This is a genomic window from Nonomuraea sp. NPDC050786 (assembly GCF_040654115.1).
Taxonomy (GTDB): Bacteria; Actinomycetota; Actinomycetes; order Streptosporangiales; family Streptosporangiaceae; genus Nonomuraea.
The window spans coordinates 54,820-74,681 of record NZ_JBFAHJ010000013.1; the positions used below are offsets into that span (position 1 = coordinate 54,820).

At 71.0% G+C, this 19,862-nt stretch carries 22 protein-coding genes, 1 pseudogene and 1 riboswitch; of the genes and pseudogenes, 14 read left to right on the forward strand and 9 right to left on the reverse strand.

Annotation, left to right across the window (positions count from 1 at the left end; all coding sequences use genetic code 11):
* Positions 1-17: 17 nt before the first annotated feature.
* A complete protein-coding gene (locus AB0H84_RS23830) occupies positions 18-1,199 on the reverse strand; it encodes an ATP-binding protein (protein WP_357607959.1) in 1,182 nt (393 codons plus the stop codon).
* Positions 1,196-1,852 carry a response regulator transcription factor gene (locus tag AB0H84_RS23835; protein ID WP_349449369.1) on the reverse strand — a complete coding sequence of 219 codons (657 nt, stop codon included), beginning with the start codon at positions 1,850-1,852 and terminating at the stop codon, positions 1,196-1,198. Before AB0H84_RS23835 ends, AB0H84_RS23830 begins: the two co-directional genes overlap by 4 nt.
* Positions 1,853-2,010: 158 nt before the next feature.
* Between AB0H84_RS23835 and AB0H84_RS23840 the strand changes: the two genes are divergently transcribed.
* Genes AB0H84_RS23840 through AB0H84_RS23855 form a run of 4 tightly spaced genes read left to right on the forward strand, consistent with a single transcriptional unit; the run spans position 2,011 to position 5,595 of the window.
* A complete protein-coding gene (locus AB0H84_RS23840; RefSeq protein ID WP_357607961.1) occupies positions 2,011-2,538 on the forward strand; it encodes a hypothetical protein in 528 nt (175 codons plus the stop codon).
* Positions 2,538-3,683, forward strand: coding sequence for a peptidoglycan-binding protein (locus AB0H84_RS23845; protein WP_357607964.1), 1,146 nt, complete (start codon positions 2,538-2,540; stop codon positions 3,681-3,683). Before AB0H84_RS23840 ends, AB0H84_RS23845 begins: the two co-directional genes overlap by 1 nt.
* On the forward strand, positions 3,680-4,375 hold the full coding sequence (locus tag AB0H84_RS23850; protein ID WP_357607967.1) for an ABC transporter ATP-binding protein: 696 nt from the start codon (positions 3,680-3,682) through the stop codon (positions 4,373-4,375). The genes AB0H84_RS23845 and AB0H84_RS23850 overlap by 4 nt, the downstream gene beginning before the upstream one ends.
* The gene (locus AB0H84_RS23855; RefSeq protein ID WP_357607970.1) at positions 4,375-5,595 is read left to right on the forward strand and encodes an ABC transporter permease; all 1,221 of its coding nucleotides are present in this window, start codon (positions 4,375-4,377) and stop codon (positions 5,593-5,595) included. The genes AB0H84_RS23850 and AB0H84_RS23855 overlap by 1 nt, the downstream gene beginning before the upstream one ends.
* Positions 5,596-5,649: 54 nt before the next feature.
* On the opposite strand, the gene AB0H84_RS23860 is transcribed toward AB0H84_RS23855, so the two are convergent.
* Positions 5,650-6,090: a hypothetical protein gene (locus tag AB0H84_RS23860; RefSeq protein ID WP_357607972.1), complete on the reverse strand. Its 441-nt coding sequence runs from the start codon at positions 6,088-6,090 to the stop codon at positions 5,650-5,652.
* A 138-nt stretch (positions 6,091-6,228) separates the two neighbouring features.
* On the opposite strand from AB0H84_RS23860, the gene AB0H84_RS23865 reads away from it, so the two are divergent.
* The gene (locus AB0H84_RS23865; RefSeq protein WP_357607975.1) at positions 6,229-6,552 is read left to right on the forward strand and encodes an STAS domain-containing protein; all 324 of its coding nucleotides are present in this window, start codon (positions 6,229-6,231) and stop codon (positions 6,550-6,552) included.
* A gap of 4 nt (positions 6,553-6,556) precedes the next feature.
* Here AB0H84_RS23865 and AB0H84_RS23870 read toward each other — a convergent pair whose 3' ends face one another.
* Positions 6,557-7,558, reverse strand: a complete 1,002-nt coding sequence (locus AB0H84_RS23870; protein ID WP_357607978.1) for a rod shape-determining protein — start codon at positions 7,556-7,558, stop codon at positions 6,557-6,559.
* 139 nt (positions 7,559-7,697) lie between these two features.
* Here AB0H84_RS23870 and AB0H84_RS23875 point away from each other — a divergent pair, with 139 nt between their 5' ends.
* The gene (locus AB0H84_RS23875; protein ID WP_357607981.1) at positions 7,698-8,264 is read left to right on the forward strand and encodes a class I SAM-dependent methyltransferase; all 567 of its coding nucleotides are present in this window, start codon (positions 7,698-7,700) and stop codon (positions 8,262-8,264) included.
* 11 nt (positions 8,265-8,275) lie between these two features.
* On the opposite strand, the gene AB0H84_RS23880 is transcribed toward AB0H84_RS23875, so the two are convergent.
* On the reverse strand, positions 8,276-8,767 hold the full coding sequence (locus tag AB0H84_RS23880; RefSeq protein ID WP_357607984.1) for a PadR family transcriptional regulator: 492 nt from the start codon (positions 8,765-8,767) through the stop codon (positions 8,276-8,278).
* A 56-nt stretch (positions 8,768-8,823) separates the two neighbouring features.
* Between AB0H84_RS23880 and AB0H84_RS23885 the strand changes: the two genes are divergently transcribed.
* The 4 genes and pseudogenes from AB0H84_RS23885 (at position 8,824) to AB0H84_RS23900 (ending at position 12,593) form a co-directional block, all read left to right on the forward strand.
* Entirely contained in the window at positions 8,824-10,281 is a 1,458-nt protein-coding gene (locus AB0H84_RS23885) for an MDR family MFS transporter (protein ID WP_357607987.1), read from the forward strand.
* A gap of 48 nt (positions 10,282-10,329) precedes the next feature.
* Positions 10,330-10,530: a DUF5302 domain-containing protein gene (locus AB0H84_RS23890; protein WP_357607989.1), complete on the forward strand. Its 201-nt coding sequence runs from the start codon at positions 10,330-10,332 to the stop codon at positions 10,528-10,530.
* Positions 10,531-10,697: 167 nt separating this feature from the next.
* Positions 10,698-10,833, forward strand: a riboswitch (cyclic di-AMP (ydaO/yuaA leader).
* Between the two features lie 303 nt (positions 10,834-11,136).
* A pseudogene (locus AB0H84_RS23895) lies at positions 11,137-11,502 on the forward strand (hypothetical protein); the annotation flags it as partial.
* Between the two features lie 245 nt (positions 11,503-11,747).
* Positions 11,748-12,593 (forward strand): alpha/beta hydrolase, encoded by an 846-nt coding sequence (locus tag AB0H84_RS23900; protein WP_357607992.1) that lies wholly within the window; start codon positions 11,748-11,750, stop codon positions 12,591-12,593.
* Positions 12,594-12,597: 4 nt separating this feature from the next.
* Here AB0H84_RS23900 and AB0H84_RS23905 read toward each other — a convergent pair whose 3' ends face one another.
* Both AB0H84_RS23905 and AB0H84_RS23910 read right to left on the reverse strand, forming a co-directional pair.
* On the reverse strand, positions 12,598-13,812 hold the full coding sequence (locus tag AB0H84_RS23905; protein ID WP_357607995.1) for an aminotransferase class III-fold pyridoxal phosphate-dependent enzyme: 1,215 nt from the start codon (positions 13,810-13,812) through the stop codon (positions 12,598-12,600).
* Complete coding sequence (locus AB0H84_RS23910; protein ID WP_357607998.1) at positions 13,809-14,726, reverse strand: carbohydrate kinase family protein; 918 nt, start codon at positions 14,724-14,726, stop codon at positions 13,809-13,811. The genes AB0H84_RS23905 and AB0H84_RS23910 overlap by 4 nt, the downstream gene beginning before the upstream one ends.
* Positions 14,727-14,772: 46 nt before the next feature.
* Here AB0H84_RS23910 and AB0H84_RS23915 point away from each other — a divergent pair, with 46 nt between their 5' ends.
* On the forward strand, positions 14,773-15,357 hold the full coding sequence (locus tag AB0H84_RS23915) for a TetR/AcrR family transcriptional regulator (protein ID WP_357608000.1): 585 nt from the start codon (positions 14,773-14,775) through the stop codon (positions 15,355-15,357).
* A 37-nt stretch (positions 15,358-15,394) separates the two neighbouring features.
* On the forward strand, positions 15,395-16,033 hold the full coding sequence (locus AB0H84_RS23920; RefSeq protein WP_357608003.1) for a class II aldolase/adducin family protein: 639 nt from the start codon (positions 15,395-15,397) through the stop codon (positions 16,031-16,033).
* Here AB0H84_RS23920 and AB0H84_RS23925 read toward each other — a convergent pair.
* Positions 16,028-17,596: a DUF885 domain-containing protein gene (locus AB0H84_RS23925; protein WP_357608006.1), complete on the reverse strand. Its 1,569-nt coding sequence runs from the start codon at positions 17,594-17,596 to the stop codon at positions 16,028-16,030. The genes AB0H84_RS23920 and AB0H84_RS23925 overlap by 6 nt on opposite strands.
* A 22-nt stretch (positions 17,597-17,618) precedes the next feature.
* Here AB0H84_RS23925 and AB0H84_RS23930 point away from each other — a divergent pair, with 22 nt between their 5' ends.
* Positions 17,619-18,827 carry a DUF4032 domain-containing protein gene (locus AB0H84_RS23930; RefSeq protein ID WP_357608009.1) on the forward strand — a complete coding sequence of 403 codons (1,209 nt, stop codon included), beginning with the start codon at positions 17,619-17,621 and terminating at the stop codon, positions 18,825-18,827.
* Here the strand turns inward: AB0H84_RS23930 and AB0H84_RS23935 are convergent.
* Positions 18,821-19,423, reverse strand: coding sequence for an NAD(P)-dependent oxidoreductase (locus AB0H84_RS23935; protein ID WP_357608012.1), 603 nt, complete (start codon positions 19,421-19,423; stop codon positions 18,821-18,823). The two genes, AB0H84_RS23930 and AB0H84_RS23935, sit on opposite strands and share 7 nt — an antisense overlap.
* Positions 19,424-19,477: 54 nt before the next feature.
* Here AB0H84_RS23935 and AB0H84_RS23940 point away from each other — a divergent pair, with 54 nt between their 5' ends.
* Complete coding sequence (locus tag AB0H84_RS23940; RefSeq protein ID WP_357608015.1) at positions 19,478-19,828, forward strand: helix-turn-helix domain-containing protein; 351 nt, start codon at positions 19,478-19,480, stop codon at positions 19,826-19,828.
* Positions 19,829-19,862: the final 34 nt, after the last annotated feature.

Genomic DNA, 19,862 nt, shown 5'->3' on the forward strand with positions numbered 1-19,862 from the left:
ACGCGACGGTTCGACGGTCACCACTGGGTGGCGTGCGGCAGGGAGGCGGTCACGACCAGGCCGCCGTCCTCTCGCGGCCGCGCCCTGACGTCCCCGCCGTGCGCGACCGCCACCGACCGCACGATCGACAGCCCCAGCCCCGCGCTCCGCGCCGTGACCACGCGTTCGGCCCCGTGCCGGTGGAACGGCTTGAACAGCAGCGGGATGTCGTACGGCGGCACGCTCGGCCCGGTGTTGCTGACCTCGACCTCCACGGTGCCGTCGGAGACGGTACGGCTCACCACCCGCACCCACCCGGTCCCGTCGTCCACGTTGTGCCGGATGCCGTTCTCGACGAGGTTGTGCACCAGCCGTTCGAGCAGCAACGCGTCCCCGGTGGTAGGCGCCGGAGCGGTCACCTCGTACACGGTGACCTTCGCCTCGTGAGCGTCCCCGGCGGTCTGCGCGACCACGTGCGTCACCACGTCCGCCAGGTCCACCGGCGACCGGTCGGCGATCTCCTGTTCGGAGCGGGCCAGCAGGAGCAGGCCGGAGATGAGCCGTTCGTGGCGGGCGTTGATCTCGAGCAGGCTCTCGCCCAGCTCCTTGATCTCGGGAGGGGCGGCACGGCGGTGCATGGCCAGCTCGACCAGGGCCCGGTTCAGGGTGAGCGGCGTACGCAGCTCGTGCGAGGCGTTCGCCACGAACCGGCGCTGCCCGTCGAAGGACTGGTCCAGCCGCTCCACCATGGTGTCGAACGTGTCGGCGAGCTGCTTGACCTCGTCGTCAGGGCCTTCCAGCGCGATCCGCTCGTGCAGCCCGCGCTCGGCCATGGGAGCGGCCGCGATCCTGCGCGCGGTGTCGGTCACCCGGTGCAGCGGGGCCAGCGCCCGGCCCGCGACCACCCAGCCGAGGCCAAGCGCCGCGCCGCCGACCACGGCCAGCGCGATCGCGCCCTGCGTGAGCAGTGAGGTGGCGGCCGCGCCGCTCAGCTTCTCCTCCTGCCGTCGCAGCCACTCCACCGCCGCGTCGCCGGTGAGCACGACGCCGTCCTGGGCGAAGATCAGGTTCTTCTGCTTGCCGGGCTCGGGCCTGACCCGGCTCTCGAACGACTGGGTCAGCTGCTGGTTGAACAGGAGATAGGTGACGCCGAGCAGGGTCAGCCCGGCGACCAGGAAGACGGCCCCGTACATCAGCGTGAGCCGCAGCCGGAGGGTCATGCGATCCGGTACCCCACCCCCGGCACGGTCTCCACGACCGGCGGGTCGGCGAGCTTGCGGCGCAGCTTGAGAATGGTGAGCCGGACGGCCCCGGTGAACGGGTCCGCGTTCTCGTCCCACGCCTTCTCCAGCAGCTGCTCGGCCGAGACGACGCTGCCGTTCGCCCGCAGCAGCTCGGCCAGCACCGCGAACTCCTTCTTCGACAGCGGTACGAACCGCCCGTTCCTGAAGACCTCCCTGCGCGCCGGGTCGAGCGTGATCCCCGCCCGCCGCAGCACGGGCGGGACGGCCGGGCGTGAGCGCCGCCCCAGGGCCAGCACGCGGGCGGCCAGCTCGGGGAACGCGAACGGCTTCGCCAGGTAGTCGTCGGCGCCCAGGGACAGGCCGGTCACCCGGTCGTCCAGCTGGGCGGCGGCCGTCAGCATCAGCACCCGCGCGTCCCGCTCCGACTCGACCAGCTCCCTGCACACCTCGTCGCCGTGCACGCGCGGCAGGTCGCGGTCCAGCACGACCACGTCGTAGTCGTTGACGGCGATCCGTTCCAGCGCGGCCTCGCCGTCGTGCGCCAGATCGACCGCGTGGGTCTCCTCACGCAGCCACTCGGCAATCGCGTCGGCGAGCAGCCGCTCGTCCTCAACCACCAGCACCCGCATGGCGCACCTTTCCCTCGCTTACGGAGCCGAGTGTGGCGGACGCGGCATTTGCTCGAAGTAAACGCGGAACGGAATCGCGGCGCGGAAACGCTGAGGAAACAGCGGTCCCTATTGCATCTCCCCTCGAGACGGCCTTCATCCGACAGAGGAGAGATTCCATGCGAGTACGAGTTCTCGGCGCGCTGGCGGCGGCCACGCTGTTCCTGGCCGGTTGTGGCGCGGACGACGGCGGCGGGCCCGATGTGGCCTCGGTCAGCGGCACGGGCACCCAGTCCGGCACCCAGGGCGGGGCCAGCGCGAAGCCGAGCGAGGACAGGTACCAGAAGATGCTCAAGTTCGCCCAGTGCATGCGCGAGAACGGCGTGCAGGTGGACGACCCGCAGCCGGGCAAGGGCATCATGATGAAGTTCGACAAGAGCATCCCGCAGGAGAAGGTCGAGAAGGCCCAGGAGGCGTGCAAGCAGTACGCCCCGAGCGGCGAGAAGGCCGGCGGGCCCGACCCGAAGCGCCTAGAGGCGCTGCGCAGGCTCGCGCAGTGCATGCGGGACAACGGCGTGGAGAGCTTCCCCGACCCCGACGGCGGCGCCATGCGCATCACCGGCGAGGTCGGCGACGACCCCGACTTCAAGTCCGCCCAGCAGAAGTGCCAGAAGGAGTCCGCCGAGGCCGGTATGGGAGGTCTTTGATGGGCCCGGTGACAGGCAGGGCCACCCTTGACGGAAGGGCGGAGCCGGACTCGACGCCCTCCCGGCCGCGCCGGGGCCGCGGCCGGGGCAAGCTGGTCGCCGGGCTCCTGACCGTGGTGGCCGTGGCCGGAGGCGGGTTCGTGGCCGTCAACAGCGCGGGCCTGCTCCACGGCGGCGCCGGCCCCACGCGGTCGGCCGATGCCCTGCCCCCGGCCACCACCACGGTGACCAGGCAGACCCTGAACGACACCAGGGACGCCGACGGCGAGCTCGGCTACGGCCCGGTGACCACGGCGATGAGCAGGAAGCCCGGCACGATCACCTGGCTGCCCGACAGCGGCGCGCAGATCACCCGCGGCAGGTCGCTGTACCGGGTGGACAACAAGCCGGTCATGCTCATGTACGGCTCGACGCCCGCGTACCGCGACCTCAAGGTCGGCGTGGAGGGCAAGGACGTCGAGAACCTGGAACGGAACCTCAGCAAGCTCGGCTACGACGGCTTCACGGTCGACGACGAGTACACCTATGACACCGCCGAGGCGGTCAGGGAATGGCAGGAGGACCGCGGCCTGGACGAGACGGGCGTGGTCGAGCTGGGCCGGGTGGTGTTCGCCCCCGGCAAGGTGCGGGTGGAGAGCCTGGAGTCCGAGGAGGGCCAGCCGACCGCTCCGGGGCAGAAGATCCTGACGTATACGGGCACGTCCAAGGTGGTCACGGTCAAGCTGGAGTCGGAGGACCAGCGGATGGCCAGGAAGGGCGCCAAGGTCGACGTCACGCTGCCGGACGGCAAGAACGTGAAGGGCAAGGTCACCGAGGTGGCCACGGTCATCGAGCCGGGCGAGGGCCAGAACGCGGACCCGGAGACCCGGGTGGAGGCGCTCGTCTCGATCGGGGCAGCCAAGGCCGCCAAGGGGCTGGACAAGGCGGCGGTGGACGTGACGTTCACGGCCTCCACGCGCAAGAACGTGCTGGCCGTGCCGGTGGCGGCGCTGGTCGCGCTGCAGGAGGGCGGGTACGGCCTGGAGGTCATCGAAGGGGGCAGGTCCCGATATATCAAGGTTGAGACGGGTCTGTTCTCCGGGGGGCGAGTCGAGGTCAGCGGCGACGGGCTGGCCGAGGGCATGACCGTGGGGATGCCGAAATGACGTACCCCATGATCGACCTGACGGACGTGTCCAAGACGTACCCGGGCGGCGTGGCGGCGCTGGCGTCGGTGTCGCTGCGGATCCAGCACGGCGAGCTGGTCGCCATCGTCGGCCCGTCGGGGTCGGGCAAGTCGACGATGCTCAACGTCGTCGGCACCCTCGACCGGCCCACGTCCGGGACCATCCACATCGACGGGTACGACGTGTCGAAGCTCTCCGACAACCAGCTGTCGGCGCTGCGGGCCACCACGATCGGGTTCGTGTTCCAGTCGTTCCACCTCGCCGCGAAGGTCCCGGCGCTCGACAACGTGGCAGACGGCCTCGTCTACACCGGCCTGGGCAGGTCGGAACGCCGCCGCCGCGCGGCCCAGGCACTGGAACGGGTGGGGCTCGGGCACCGGATGGAGCACGAGCCGCACGAGCTGTCCGGTGGCGAGCGGCAGCGCGTGGCCATCGCCAGGGCCGTGGCGGGCGACCCGCCGCTGCTCCTGGCCGACGAGCCGACCGGTGCCCTGGACTCGGTGTCGGGCACCGGGGTGATGGAGCTGCTGCACGAGCTGAACGCGGGCGGCACCACCATCGTGATCATCACGCACGACCGGGAGATCGCCGCGAGCCTGCCCAGACAGGTACGGATGCGCGACGGCCAGATCATCTCCGACACCGCGCGGGTCCCCCTGGAGGCGGTGTGATGTCCACAGTCGAGGTGGCGCGCCCGAAACCGCGCCCGGCCAGGATGCGCCCCCGCGACGTGATGCGGGTCGGGGCGGTGGGCCTGCGCACCCGGCCGCTGCGGGCGTTCCTGTCCGCGCTGGGCATCGCCATCGGCATCGCGGCCATGGTGAGCGTGGTCGGGCTCTCGTCCTCGTCGGGCGCCGAGCTCGACCGTACGCTCTCCGCGCTCGGCACCAACCTGCTCACGGTCTCGTCCGGCACCACCATCACGGGCGACGCCGCGCAGATGCCGGAGGAGGCGGAGTCGATGATCGAGCGCATCGGCCCCGTCCAGGCCGTCTCGTCGATCGGGCGCATGGGTGACGTCAAGGTCTACCGGTCGGAGCAGATCCCCAAGGCCCAGACCAGCGGCATCAGCACGTACGCGGCCCGCCTCGACCTGCCCGCCACCGTGGGCGCGACGCTGCGGAACGGCACCTGGCTCAACCCGGCCACCGAACGCTACCCGGCCGCCGTGCTCGGCTCCGCCGCGGCCCAGCGCCTCGGCGTGGGCTCCGCCTCGCCCGACACGCAGGTCGTGGTCGGAGGGATCCGCTTCACGGTCGTCGGCGTCCTCAACCCGGTGGCGCTCGCCACCGACCTGGACAGCGGCGTCCTCGTCGGCTGGCCGGTGGCGGAGTCCCGGCTGGGCTTCGACGGGCACCCGACCACGCTCTACACGCGCTCGGACGAGGCCAAGCTGGAGGCCGTACGCCAGGTGCTGGCCGGCACCGCCAACCCGGAGGCGCCCAACGAGGTGGACGTCTCCCGGCCGTCCGACGCCCTGGCCGCCAAGCAGGCGACCAGCCAGGCGTTCGCCAACCTCCTGCTGGGAGTGGGCGCGGTGGCGCTGCTCGTGGGCGGGGTCGGCGTGGCCAACACCATGGTCATCTCGGTGCTGGAACGCCGCGCGGAGATCGGCCTGCGCCGCTCCCTCGGGGCCACGCGCGGCCAGATCCGCACCCAGTTCCTGGCGGAGTCGCTCCTGCTGTCGGCCCTGGGCGGGGGCGGGGGGATCCTGCTGGGGACGGGCGTCACGATGGGGTACGCGCTGTACAGCGGCTGGCCCTCGGTGGTGCCCGCCTGGGCCACCCTCGGCGGCCTCGCCGCGACCCTGGTCATCGGCGCCGCCGCCGGCCTCTACCCGGCGATCCGCGCCTCCCGCCTGTCCCCGACGGAGGCGCTCTCCGCCCCCTGACGCGCTTCGGCCTCGGGAGCGTCGCCCGGGTGGTGACGCCTGGGTGCGGGGGTGTCAGCCGGTCGCGTAGCAGGTGGTCCTGCCGACGAGGAGGACGCCGGGCTGCTCTCCCGAGAGAACGGTCAGTTCGAACGTCAGGCGGGTCCGCGGATTGCGCAGAACGGCGACATCCTGCTCCTCGTCCCGTAGATCCAGGTCGTCGACCACCTGGTCGTACCCCATAGCACGGAGCCGTTCGAGAAGCCCGGCGGAGGCGTCGGCGACGTCGCTCTCGGCGCGGAAGTACCGCCGCGCCTGGCCGGGCACGCACGAGCCGTCCGGTTCCTGCGAGGCGGGCGACAGATGGAGCTCGGAGGCGGTGAGCAGGGTGCCGGCGTCGGTGTCGAGCTGCCGGGCGGCCTCTTCGAGGGTGGCCGGTGCGGGCGCCGTCGCGCAGGCCGTCATCGCCGCGACACAGAGGAGCACCGCGGGAAAACCGTGACGGCGGGCGCGCACGATCGGACCATATCGGAGATCGTCCACGGCCACCCGGTAAACGGCACAGGACACCGCGAGGGCAGTGATCCGTATAAATCGCCTTTTCGCGGGCAGAAACAGTATTTATCGCGATTAAGGAGGCGCTACGGGAGCGGGATGATCTTCGAGACAGGTGACCAGGCTCACGTGACGCCCACTGCGCACCCGTACGGCCTCCGCGTAACCGGCGAGGTCGACCACGGCAATCAGCAGCGCCTCGCCGGCGCCCTACACGGCATGATTCTCGAAGGCGGCGACGACATCCGCCTGGACCTCGGGGAGCTGGCCTTCATCGACGTGTCCGGGCTGCGCGTCATCGTGGCCGCCGCCGCCCGATTATCCCCGCCGCGCAGGCTGATCCTCGACCCAATCTCTCCCGCGGTGCGCCGCCTCCTTGCGTTGACGGGCTGGGATCGCGCCCCGGGGTTGCTGATCGGCTGAGCGGTCACCTGTCCGGCCCGGCCCAGGCGAGCCCGCTGCGGAGCCGGGCGATCAGGCCCATGTCGTCCACGAACCGCCCCAGCCCGAACGCCACACACTCCAGCGGCCGCTCCGCCCTCCGTACCGGCATCTCCAGCGACGCCCGCAGCCGCCGCGCGAGCCCCCGCAGCAGCGCGCCGCCTCCCAGCAGCACCGCGCCGCGTCCCCCGAGGTCCGCGGCCAGTTCGGCCGGGCACCGCTCGACCGTCTCCATCGCCGCCCGCACGATCGCCTCGACCGGCTGCCTGGTCGCCTCGTAGACCTGCTGGACCGGCAGCCGTACCTCGCGCTCACGGCCGGTGTCCGGGTCGCGGGCGCGCACGGTCACGTGCCGGTCCAGCGGCTTCCACTCGGTGCCGATGTCGCGCTTGGCCGACTCGGCCTCGCGCTCGTCGAGGAGGAGGCCGTGCTCCTGCTCGACCAGGCGGACGATGGCCCTGTTGACCGCCTCGCCGCCGCCCGGGACGGAAGCCGTGGCCACGGCGGCGCCGGACGAGAGCACGGCGATCCTGGCCGAGTCGCGTCCGATGTCGATCACCATGTGACCGGCGAAACTGTCGACCGGCAGCCCGGCGCCGAGGGCCGCCGCGAGCGAGTGCGGGATCAGCACGATGCGCCTGGCGTCCGCCTCGAACGCCAGGTCGCTCAGCGCCGCCCGTTCGATCGGGGTGCAATTGTCGGGCAGCGCCATGACCAGGCGCGGCCTGGCGAACGGACGCCGGTGCACCTTGCTCAGGAAGTGCCGGACCATGCGCCGCGTGAGCTCCCCGTCGACCGGCAGGCCGCCGCTGACCGGCCGGCACGCCTCCTCGCCGGTCGCGTCCGCACCGTACGCGATGACCTTGCCGGTGCGGTCGTCGAGGATGACGGCCGAGGGCTCGTCGAGCACGATGCCCTTGCCGTGGGCATAGATCCGCGTGCTCGCGCCCCCCAGATCCACCGCCAGGTCACGGCCGAGGAGGCTCATGGCAGGACCGGGGGCTTGAGCGTCATGCCGGGTTCTATTTCCTGAGCCGCTCCAACGCAACACCAGGAACCGAACGGTTCCCCTTTACCCAGGACGCGTATCTTGATCGGCAGCACCTCGACCCCCGGGAGGACCCGCCGTGCTCGACTACGACCTCGAGGCCGGACGCTACGACGAGACGAGGGGCGGGCTGCCGCGGGCCGTGGCCGCGGCCGACGCCGTCCGGCGCCTCGTGCCCGGCGGCACGCTGCTCGACGTCGCCTGCGGCACCGGGCTGGTCACGAGGGAGCTGGCCGGGCGGGGGCTGCGGGTGCTCGGGGTGGACGCCTCCGCGGGGATGGCGCGGATCGCCGCCGGGCGCGCGGACGTGGTGCTGGGCGACGCCCGTACGCTGCCCGTACGTGACGGCTCGGTCGACGCGGTCACCACGATCTGGCTGCTGCACCTGCTGGACGACGCCCGCCCGGTGATCGCCGAGGCCGCCCGCGTGCTGCGGCCCGGGGGAGTGTTCGTCACGACGGTCGACAAGCGGGCCGCCCACGGCCCGGGAGGGCGCCGGGAGCCGTCGGACCGGGCCGAGCTGGTGGTCGAGGAGGCGGCCAGGCACGGGCTCCGGCCGAGCGGCGAGACCAGGTTCGTGGGGCACGGCCAGGGGCGGCCGAGCCCGGACCCGGTCTTCCGCCTGCTGGCGTTCACCCGGTCCTGAACCGTACGGAGTCAGCGCCGGAGCTCGGCCAGCGTCTCCTCGGCCCACGCCAATCCGGCGCTGACCTGGCTCAGGCCGAGCTTCGCCGCGTATGAGCCGACCCCGCCCTCGGTGTAGCACTGCAGCGCCACGCTGCGTGCCGCGAACCCGTCCCTGATCCGCTCCACCACCGCGATCGCCTCGTCCCTGGCGAGCAGCGGCAGCAGGAACGCCTGGAGCGCGACCTCGTTGCGCACCGTCACGGTGGGCGGGTGCTCGACCAGCCACGTGTGCAGCTCACGCGTGCCCTCAGGCGTGATCGCGTAGATCTTGCGCCCTCTCGCGCCCTCCGACTCGATCGCCACGAGCCCGTCGGCGGCCATCTTCAGCAGCTCGGGATAGATCTGCGTGTGCCCGGCCTGCCAGACGTGGTTGAGCGAGTGCTCGAACTTCTTGGCCAGGTCGTAACCGCTCGCCGGCCCCACGGCCTCGAGCAGCCCGAGCAGCGCGATCCGCAGGGACATGGCCGCCAGCATATCGAAGAGTTGACATGTAAGAAGTTACACGTCACTCTTCACATGTGAATACTGACATGAAGCCGCGTGGCAACGGGCTCGTCCTGCTCGCCGTGCTCGGCGGGATGTTCCTGGCGATGCTCGACCAGACGATCGTCGGCACGGCCCTGCCGCGCATCACCAGCGAGCTGGGCGGCAGCACGCTCTACGTGTGGGTGGTGACGGCGTACCTGCTGACTTCGACGGTGACGGTGCCGCTCTACGGCCGGCTCTCCGACCAGCACGGGAGGAAGCCGCTGCTGCTGGTCGGGATGGTGGTGTTCGTGGCGGGCTCGGCATTGTGCGGGGCGGCCCAGGACATGGCGCAGCTGATCGGCTTCCGCGCGCTCCAGGGCCTCGGCGCGGGCGCGCTGCTGCCGCTGTCGATGGCGTTGGTGATGGACATGTTCCCCCCGGGGCCGGGAAAGAGCGGCGCCCGCGTGCAGGGCGCGCTCGGCGGCGTGATGGGGCTGACGTACCTGGCGGGGCCGTTCCTCGGCGGGCTCTTCACCGACCACGCGAGCTGGCGGTGGTCCTTCTACGTGAACGTGCCGCTCGGCCTCGCGCTGATCGCCATCGTCGTGCTCCGCCTGCCGCACCGGCCGGGCACCGGAGGTGGGCGCCCCGACTACGCGGGCATCGCGGTCTTCACCGTGGCCATCAGCTCGCTGCTGCTGGGGCTGACGGAGAAGGGCCTGGACGGGCAGACCTGGACCGACGCCGCCGTGGCTGGGCCGATCGCGCTCGCGCTCGCGCTGCTCGTGGTGTTCGTGCTGGTCGAGAGGCGGGCGGCCAGTCCGATCATGCCGATGCACCTGTTCGGCAACCGCACGTACACGCTGGTGAACGTCACGTCGTTCTGCACGGCTTTCTGCATGTACGCGGGAGTCGTATTCCTGCCGCGCTACTTCCAGGAGTCCCTGGGCGTCAGCGCCACCGAGTCGGGGCTGAGGATCTACCCGATGACGCTGGCGATGGTCGTGGGCAGCGCCCTCATGGGGGCGCTCATGTCCAGGACCAGGGTCTACAAGCCGTGGCTGGTCGTGTCGCCGTTCCTGCTGGTCGCGGGCACCCTGCTCTGCGTGAACCTGACCGCGCACACCGCCGGGGCGCTCCTTGCGGGCTGGATGCTGCTGATCGGGCTGGGCATGGGCCCGATGCTCTCCGGGCTGACCGTGGCCGCGCAGCAGTCGGTCGAGCCGCAGTACATCGGCACCGCCTCGGCGAACCTGACCTTCTTCCGCCAGATCGGCGGCTCCGTCGCGCTGGCCGTCGGCGGCACCCTCTACGGCTCCACCGTCGCCGCGGAGGCGCCCGCGCACGGCCTGGCCGCCGCGCACGCCTCCGCCGCGTCCCTGGTCATCCCGTCGCTCGGCGTGGCGGGGGCGGTGATCGCCCTGGTGGCGCTGGTGGCGATGCCGGGCAGGCGGCTGGAGGTGCCCGCCGTCCCGCAGGGCAGGGTGGAAGCCGGTTTCGCGTCATAAGCGGGCCCATGCGAAGCTGTGAGTGTCCCCAACACCATGGAGGTCCTCATGGCGGATACACCGGAGCAGGAAGTCAGCGAGACTCCCGAGGACGAGTTGAAGCGCAAGTTCCGCGAGGCGCTGGAGCGCAAGCGTAATCAGCACGCGGGCTCGGGCGCGGGTGGCAGGGGCGGTGACTCGTCGAAGATTCACGGGTCGCACGGTCCGGCTGCGAGTAAAAGATCATTCAGGCGCAAGAGCGGCGGCTGAGGCTGGCATTTTCAGGGGGTACGGCGGTGCCGTGCCCCCTTTTTTCTTTGTCGGGGTAGGTAGATCTTCTGCCGGATTCATGACGAAGTGTTTGCGTATGTCCGGAATGCGTGGTTAGAGTGTTGGCCAATTCACAGCCGGTGGCGTGGACCTCACCCAGGAGGAACAGCCGGCTGGCGCCGAATCCCGAACGCTCGGGAACCGGGGACCCACCGCAATTGGGGTGAATCCGACCGCGTGTCGGTAGGGCATCTCCACGCCCGAACCCGCCAGCTAACCCGGTAGGCGAGATGGAGAGGACATGTGAACAACTTGGACGACCGCGTCGAACCCTCGGACAGCGTGATAGTCGCCGCCTGCTGAGCGGCCCCTTCCTCAGGATCCTTCCGCGCTCTGCGTAGCTTTCCCCCCTTGTCAGGTGCTTTGACCTGCTACGCCCTTTTTCGAGTGAGCGCAACCTCCCTGCCCCCGTCGCGAAGGACTTTACTTTTCATGTCTGCACGTTTTGGCCTGCGTTCACTCGCTCTGATCACCGCCTCCACGGTAGGCGCGCTGACCATCGCCGGCACCGCGGCTCACGCCGATCCGAACACCGAAGAGAAGGTCCTGCTCAAGGGCTCGACCACGGCTTCGTACTTCTGGGACGACTCCTCCGGCAGAGCCGGTGACACCGGGCTGCCCGCCAGCGGCAAGCCCATGCAGAAGGGTCTGGCCGCCAGCCCGAGCTGGCCGCTCATGACCGAGGGTTACGTGGTCTACAAGGGCAAGAAGGTGCCCTTCTTCGTCGGCGACCGTGGCCCGGGCGAGCCCTCCAACCGCGGGGTCATGCTGGACCTGGATGCCAAGACGTTCGCGGAGCTCACCGGCGGCAGCTTCAACTCCGACACGCTGGGCGTCGACGGCATCGGCGGCGAGGGCCACATCAAGGTCGACTACGTCATCACCAAGTGGGGCAACGGGCCCGGCAAGAAGAACTTCCCGGTCGCGTTCTCGACCGGCGCCTGGGCCGAGCAGGACGACAACCCGGCCGAGCCGCCCGCGCCCGAGCCCGCGGCCGCTCAGGACGTGCCCGCACCGGTCTCGAAGACCGCGGCCGCCGTCGTGGCCGGCGCCGTGGCCGTGGCAGGCGGCAGCATGGCGCTCGCCAGCGACCGCGTCCGGAGCCTCATCAAGCTCTGACCTTTACGGGCTGCGACCAGAATGTCATTCTGGTCGTCGTGACCACCCGTGCAGCCGCGAACGGCATCGACATCGCCTACGAGAGCTTCGGCCCGCCCGAGGGCCGTCCCCTGCTGCTCATCATGGGGCTCGGCGCGCAGCTCATCCACTGGGACGAAGGGCTCTGCGCATTACTGGCGGAGCAGGGACATCACGTCGTACGGTTCGACAACCGCGACGCGGGCCTGTCCACCCACTTCCATGACCAGGGCGCTCCTGTGCTGGGAGCGCCCTCGTCGTACCTGCTGGACGACCTGGCCGACGACGCGGCGGGGCTCATGGACGCCCTCGGCTGGCCCGCCGCGCACGTGGTCGGCGCCTCGATGGGCGGCATGATCGCCCAGGCTCTGGCCATCCGCCACCCCGAGCGGGTGCTCACCCTGACCTCGATCATGTCCACGCCCGGCCCCTCGGTGGCCCCGCCGACGGAGGCCGCGCTCGCCGCTCTCATGGCCAGGCCGCCCGCCGACCGCGAAGCCGTGCTGGCCCAGGCGGTGCGGACCTGGTCGGTTCTCGGCTCGCCCGGGTTCGAGCTGGACCACGAGAGGATCCGCGAGCTGGCCGGGCTGGCGTACGACCGCTGCTTCGACCCCGACGGCACGGCCAGGCAGCTCGCCGCGATCATGGCCTCGCCCGACCGCACGGAGCTGCTCGCCGGCGTACGGGTGCCCACGCTGGTGCTGCACGGGGAGGCCGACCAGCTCATCCCGGTCGCCGCCGGCCACGCCACGGCCGCGGCCGTCCCGGGCGCCCGCCTGGTGACCTACCCGGGCATGGGCCACGACCTGCCGCGCCCGCTCTGGCCGTCCATCGTGGCCGAGATCACCAAGCTCACCGCCACCTGACCGCCTAGCCGAAGTGGGCGCGGGTCTCGGCGAACGCCTGGTCCGTGCCCTCCAGCGCCTTCGCCACGTCCGCCTCCGTGTGCGCGGCCGACATGAACCAGTTGTGCCACGGGTGCAGGTAGACCCCGTGCCGCAGGCAGGCGTCGCTCCAGTACATCGCGACGGAGAGGTCGGCGTCCCCGTCGAAGCTGAGCCACGGGATCGTCACCGGTCCCGTCTGGTTCACCACGAACCCGTGGGACTTGGCCTGCGCGTACAGCCCTTCGCGGAGCTGCGTGCCGGCCCGCTCCATGGCACCGATGCCGTCCTCGTCGCGCAGGGTCTCGATGGTGGCCTTGGCCGCCGCCATCGCGACCGCCGAGAACCAGAACGAGCCGGTGGAGTAGAGCGTCTGCGCGGGCCCGCGCAGCGCGTCCGTGCCGGTGACGGCCGCGATCGGGTAGCCGTTGGCCATGGCCTTCGACCAGGCCGTCAGGTCAGGGCGTACGCCATAGGGCTCCCAGGAGCCGCGCAGGTCCACCCTGAACCCCGCCCGCACGTCGTCGATCACCAGCGCCGCCCCGAGCCGGTCGGCCAGGGCCCGGGCGCCGCGCGCGAAGGCCGGCTCCACCAGCTCCTGGTCCTCGAACGAGTCGTGCTTGAACGGCGTCACGATGATCGCCGCCACGTCCCCCTCGACGGTCGCCGCCGCGGCCTCCAGCGACTCGAGGGAGTTGTACGTGAACTCCACCAGATCCGCCCGCTCGTTGGGCGTCGTGCCCGACACGGACGGCGTGCACCAGGGGTCCGCCCCGTGGTAGGCCCCGTGCGCCATCAGCACCTTCGTCCGGCCGGTAGCGGCCCTCGCGACCATGAGGGCCTGGGTGGTGGCGTCGGTGCCGTTCTTGGAGAACATCGCCCAGTCGGCGCTGGGGACGGTGTCCACGAGCAGCTCGGCCAGCTCCACCATGACCGGGCCCGGGCCGTTGAGGCAGTCGCCGAGCGCGGCCTGCCTGGCGGCGGCCTCCTCCACGCGCGGGTGCCGGTGCCCGAGCACGATCGGGCCCCAGCTGCACATGAAGTCGATGTACTCGCGCCCGTCCACGTCCCACTGGCGGCAGCCCTCGCCGCGTTCGAAGAACTGCGGGAAGCCGGGGGCGAAGAGGGCGGCGTTGAGGTGCCCGTACATGCCGCCAGGGACGACCTTCAAGGCCCGCCGGCGGAGTTCTGCGTCGGTCATCCGAGGATCCTTAGAGTCGATTCGAGGTCGGTGAGGCCGGCGTCCGAGCCGAGCCCCGTGGCGACGCGGGCGGCGGCGGCCGTGCCCCAGCGGGCGGCGGTCAGCACGTCCTGGCCGTGGAGGAGCCCGGTCAGGAACCCGGCGCAGTACGCGTCGCCGCAGCCGGTCGTGTCCGAGACGTCCGTCTTGAGGGCGGGCACTGGCTCCGTCCCGTCCGGGGTGACCACGAGGCTGCCCGACGCGCCCAGCGTGACGAGCACGCCGCGCGGCCCCTCCGCCAGCAGGGCCTGGGCGGCCTCCTGGACATCGGAGCAGCCGGTCATGAGGAGCGCCTGCGACTCGTTCGGCAGCACGTAGTCCACGTGCGGCAGAAAAGCCCGGGCCATCCCCAACAGGTCAGGCATCTCCGAAAGGAGGTCCATCGTGATGATCGTGCCCGCGGCACGCACCGAGTCCAGGAGGGCGAAGAACGCCGGGTCGCCCAGGCCGAACGTGACGTCCATCCCGCCCAGGTGGATCGCCCGCACGCCGCGCAGCACGTCGGCGTCCAGGTCCGCGTACGTCACCGTGAGGTTCGCCCCCGGCACGTGGAAGCTGGGCCGCCCGCCGTCCGGCCTGATGGGCAGGATCGAGGCGGCCGTCTGCTCGCCCGCCCTGCGCACGAGACGTGAGACGTCCACGCCGCGCTTGGCGAGCACCGCCAGGAGGAAGTCGCCCACCTCGTCGTCGCCGATCGCGCCCATCGTGACCACGGGGTTGCCCAGCTTGACCAGGTCGACGGCGGTGCCGGCGGCGGCGCCCGCGGCGGTGAGGCGGATCTGGTCCACGAGTACGGTGTCCTGGCCCTCGGGAATGTGATCGACGGGCCTGGCGAGAATGTCGACGATGTGGACGCCGACGGTGGCGACGGTCATAGTCTAAATAGACAGACGTCCGAATAAAAAGTCAATGGAGGAGCCGATGCCCAAGATCGTCGATCACGACGAGCGCCGGCGCGAGGTCCTGTCAGCCGCCCGCCGGGTGATCGTCAGGGACGGCATCGACGCCGCCACCACGCGGGCCATCGCCAAGGAGGCCGGATACTCCAACGGCGTGCTCGCCCACTATTTCGCCGACAAGGACGAGATCCTGCTGTCGGCGCTGCGCCAGTCGCACCAGCGCATCCGGGACCGGCTCACCGGCAAGATCGAGGGCGCGACCGGGCTGGCCGCGCTGCGGGAGCTGCTGCTGGACAACCTGCCGCTGGACGCCGAGCGCACCCAGGAGAGCCGGCTGGAGGTCAGCTTCTGGAGCCGCAGCCTGGCCTCGGAGCGCCTGGCCGAGGTGCAGCGCACGGAGGCGGCCGAGCTGCGCGGCGCCGTACGCGATCTGCTGGGGCAGGCCCGCGCGGCCGGGGAGCTGCGCACCGACGACAACCTGGACGACCTGGCCGAGCACCTGCTCGCCCTGATGGACGGACTCAGCTTGCACCTGCTCCTCTACCCGGGCCGGCTCAAGCGCGTCGACGTCGAGCGCCTCATGCTCCAGGCCCTGGACAGACTCTGATTGCGGCAATTCGGACGACCGACTACATTCCAAGCGCATGAGCCTGCGCGAGCAGTTATGCGAGTACGGCCGCCGCGCCGTCGAGCTGGGCCTGGTCATCGGCACGTCGGGCAACCTGAGCGTGCGCGAGGGTGAGCTGGTCGCGGTCACGCCCTCAGGGGTGGCGCTCGACCGGCTGACCCCCGAGATGTGCCCCGTCGTGGACGTCGAAGGCCACCTCGTGGAAGGCGAGCTCCAGCCGTCCAGCGAGACCCCCATGCACCTGGCCGTCTACGAGAGCACGGACGCCCGGGCCATCGTGCACACGCACTCGGTCTTCGGGACGGTCGTGGCCACCACCATGACCGAGCTGCCGCCCGTGCACTACAACGCGCTGCTGCTCGGCGGCACGGTCAGGGTGGCCGAGTACGCCACCTACGGCACCCCCGAGCTGGCCGCCAACGTGCGGGCGGCGCTGGAGGGCAAGCGGGCCGCCCTGATGGCCAACCACGGCGGGGTGACCATCGGGGCGACGCTGGAGGAGGCGTTCGAGTCCACCCGGCTGCTGGAGTGGCTCTGCGAGGTGTACGTGCGAGGGCTCGGCGTCGGCAAGCCGACCATCCTCACGGACGATCAGCTCGGCGCCGTGGTCGAACGCGCACTGAACCCTCCCACGTTCCCCCGCCGGGAGCTATGAGAGCGCCACCTGCTCCGCCAGCCCCAGGGGCAGGCCGCCCGACCCGGCGATCTTGTCGTGGAACTCCTTCAGCGACCCCTTGAACGACTGCCGGATGCGGTCGATCTCGATCGCGCCCGTGAGGTAGGACGGCGCCTGCGTGGGCCAGGCGCAGTAGCGGTTCACCTCGCCCTGGGCCGTGCCGGGAGACAGCGACGCCTTGGTCGCCATGAACGTCTCCGCCTCCTCGATCGACATGTCCTCGCAGTGCAGGGCCGTGTCCACGACGATCCTGGCGGCGCGGAAGATCCGGCAGTCCAGGTGGGCCAGCTCGGTCGCCGGGGTGTCGAAGTAGCCCTGCTCGTGCAGGAGCTTCTCCACGTACAGGGCCCAGCCCTCCGTGAAGTACGAGGTCCGGAAGACCTTCCTGACGGTACGGGGATTGCCCGCCATGTACGACAGGTGCCAGTGATGCCCCGGGTAGGCCTCGTGCACGGAGATCGAGGGCATCTGGGCCCGCGAGTTCGTCCGCAGGCGCTGGCGTACCTGCTCGGGGGTGAAGTCGTCGGGCGTGTAGGGGACGAAGAAGACGCCCTTGCGTGAGGCGCTCAGCGGGGGCGGCGCGAGGTAGTGGGCGACGGACAGGACCGGGCGGGTGTACTCGGCCGACGGCAGCACCTCGCACTCCTCGCCCTCGGCGAACGTGACGAGGTCCCGTTCCTTGACGAAGTCCCTGGCGCGCTGCGTCTCGGCCGCGTACTCGGCGCGCATGTCGGCCAGCGTCGGCGGATGGTCGTCCATGAGGAACTCCATCGCCGCCCGCCAGTCCTCGCCGCCGTTGACGTGGACCGACACCTCGCGCATCCGCGCGTCCAGCTCGGCCCAGGCGGCCTTGCCCTTCTCGTGCAGCTCGGCGGCGCCGTAGCCGAGCAGTTCCTTCTCGCGCAGCAACGTGGAGTAGAGCTTCTCGCCCATCCGCCAGGTGCCGCCGCACTGGAAGCCCTCGAGGAACGTGACGAGCTCGTCGAACGCCCGCGCGGCCGGCTCGGCGGCCTCGGCCAGCTTGGCGGCGAGCTCCGGGTCCTCGACCATCGACGGGATCGTGCGCGTGAGGAAGTTGCGGCCGGTGCGCGCCTGGCCGAGCCCGCGCTTGATCAGCAGTGGCGCGGCGAGGCCGGGGTCCAGGTTGGCCTGGCAGGCGGCCAGCACGCCGGGCACCTCGGCCAGGCGCAGGAGGGCCGAGGAGACCAGTTCGGGCTCCGGCTTGAGCCGCCGCTGGAACGGCGCGTACATCGAGGCGAAGATCGCCGAGAGGTAGACGGCGGGGTCGCGCCGCCACTCGGGCCAGGACGCGAGCGCGATCGAGCCCCTCAGCTGGGAGAGGACCAGTTCCCTGTCGATCGTGTCGTCCAGGGTCGTCGTCTGGATGCCCGAGAGGTGTTCGAGCCAGCGGACCTCGTCCCGCTCGCGGGCGGCCCAGGCGGTGGCGGTGAAGTCGCCGAGCGTGTGATCGTAACCGTCGGCCCCTAACGAGCTGGCCACGACGGGACGGTCGGAAAAGTACCACTTGAGAAACTCGTCCACCGATGCACCATATCCTGAGCAAATGCCCCTGCAGATCACCGGCGCGCTAGGCGACCCTGACCTCATTCGCCTCCCCTGGGAGGTCCCCCTCCAAGACTGGCCGCAGCACCACCTCGTCGATCTGCCACGCGGCATCTCGCGCCACGTGGTGCGGTTCGCGCGGCTGTCCGGCAAGGTGTACGCGATCAAGGAGATCAGCGAGCGGTACGCCAAGCGGGAGTATCAGCTGCTCTGGGATCTCGCCCGGCTCGACGCCCCCGCCGTGGAGCCGGTCGCGTACGTCACCGGCCGCGAGGACGGGCTGGACGCGGCGCTGATCACCAGGCACCTGCAGTTCTCGCTGCCCTACCGGGCGGTCATGTCGGGCACGCTGCGCCCCGACACGCTCACCCGGCTGCTGGACGCGCTCGCCGTGCTGCTGGTGCGGCTGCACCTGAACGGCTTCTACTGGGGTGACTGCTCGCTGTCCAACACGCTCTTCCGCAGGGACGCGGGGGCGTTCGCGGCGTATCTGGTGGACGCCGAGACCGGCGAGATGCACCCGATGATCAGCGAGGGCCAGCGGCTGGCCGACATGGACGCCGCGCACACGAACATCTTCGGCGAGATGCTCGACCTGGAGGCCGGCGGGCTGCTGCACCCGTCCATCGACCCCATGGACACGGCCGAGGACGTCGTCGCCCGCTACCACCGCCTGTGGGACGAGATCACGCAGAGCGAGATCATCGATGAGGTGGACTGGCACCGGGTGGAGCAGCGGATCCGGCGGCTGAACCTGCTCGGCTTCGACGTGGCCGAGATGATGGTGCGGCGCAAGGTCGGCACCGGACGGCTCATCGTCCGGCCCAAGGTCGTGGACGCCGGGCACCACCAGCGGCGGCTGCTCCGGCTGACCGGCCTCGACGTGGAGGAGAACCAGGCGCGGCGGCTGCTCAACGACCTCGACGGGTTCAGGGTGGCCAAGGGGCTGCGGCACGAGGACGAGGCCATCGTGGCGCACCGGTGGCTGGCGGAGGTGTTCCAGCCGACGGTCGATGCCATTCCCGCGGAGCTGCGCGGGAAGCTGGAGCCCGCGCAGCTCTTCCACGAGATACTCGATCACCGCTGGTACCTGTCGGAGGAGCAGGGCGCCGACGTGGGGCTGGCCGCGGCCGTGAAGTCGTACGTGGACAACGTGCTCGTGCACAAGCCCGACGAGAAGGCGCTCCTCCCGGACGAGCCGTCTCAGTAGGCCACCGTGATCCGCTTGCGCGGGTGGGCCCCGTTCTCCAGCTCGTCCGCGACGGCGACCGCGTAGTCCTCGGCCGAGATGAAGCTGCGGCCCGTGGCGTCGGCCAGCAGCGTGTCGCCGCCGATGCGGTAGACGCCGGTACGCTCGCCCGGCGCGATCTCGGCGGCCGGCGAGATGTAGGTCCAGTCGAGGTCCTCGGCCTCCCGGTAGAGGCCGAGGGCCGACCTCTGCGCCAGTGCCTCTTTTTTGTAGATCTCCGGGAAGTCGGGCGTGTCGACCAGGTCCTGGCCGGGCGCGATCTGGAGGCCGCCCGCGCCGCCCACCACGATCAGCCGGCGCACCCCGGCCGCCCGCACGCCCGCGATGAGGGCGCGGGTGGCGTCGAGGAACGGCGGCTCGGGCTCGGTGCCGTCACGCGGCGGGGCGATGGCGGAGACGACGGCGTCGTAGCCCTTGGCCAACGTGGCGGCGTCGTGGACGTCGCCCTTGACCGGGCCCTTGCGGCTGACGGCGGTCACCTGGTGGCCGCGGGTGGTCAGCTCGGCGGCGATGCGCTGACCGATCATGCCGGTCGCGCCAAAGAGCAGGATCTTCATAGGGGCCAGAGTATCCATCGGATACTGGTTACTTCATCGTGCTATAAGTACCTTATGGATACCGGTGATGTCTTCGACCCTAACTGTCCGACCCGAGTGGTTCTGGATCGGATTGGCGACAAGTGGTCGGTGCTGGTGCTCCTCAGCCTGGCCGACGGGCCGGAGCGCTTCACCCGGCTCAGGACGCGCATCGGCGGGGTCACGCCGAAGGTCCTGACGCAGACGTTGCGGGCCATGGAGCAGGACGGGCTGGTGACGCGGGAGGTGTTCGCGGAGGTGCCGCCGCGGGTGGAGTACACGCTGACCCCGCTCGGGCATTCGCTGCGCGACGCGGTCTCGGTGGTGGCCACGTGGGCCGAGCAGCACGTGAACGAGATCCTCGCCTGCCGCGCCGAGTCCGCCTGAGCCCTGCCGGTAATGCTCCCTGGATTCCGGACAT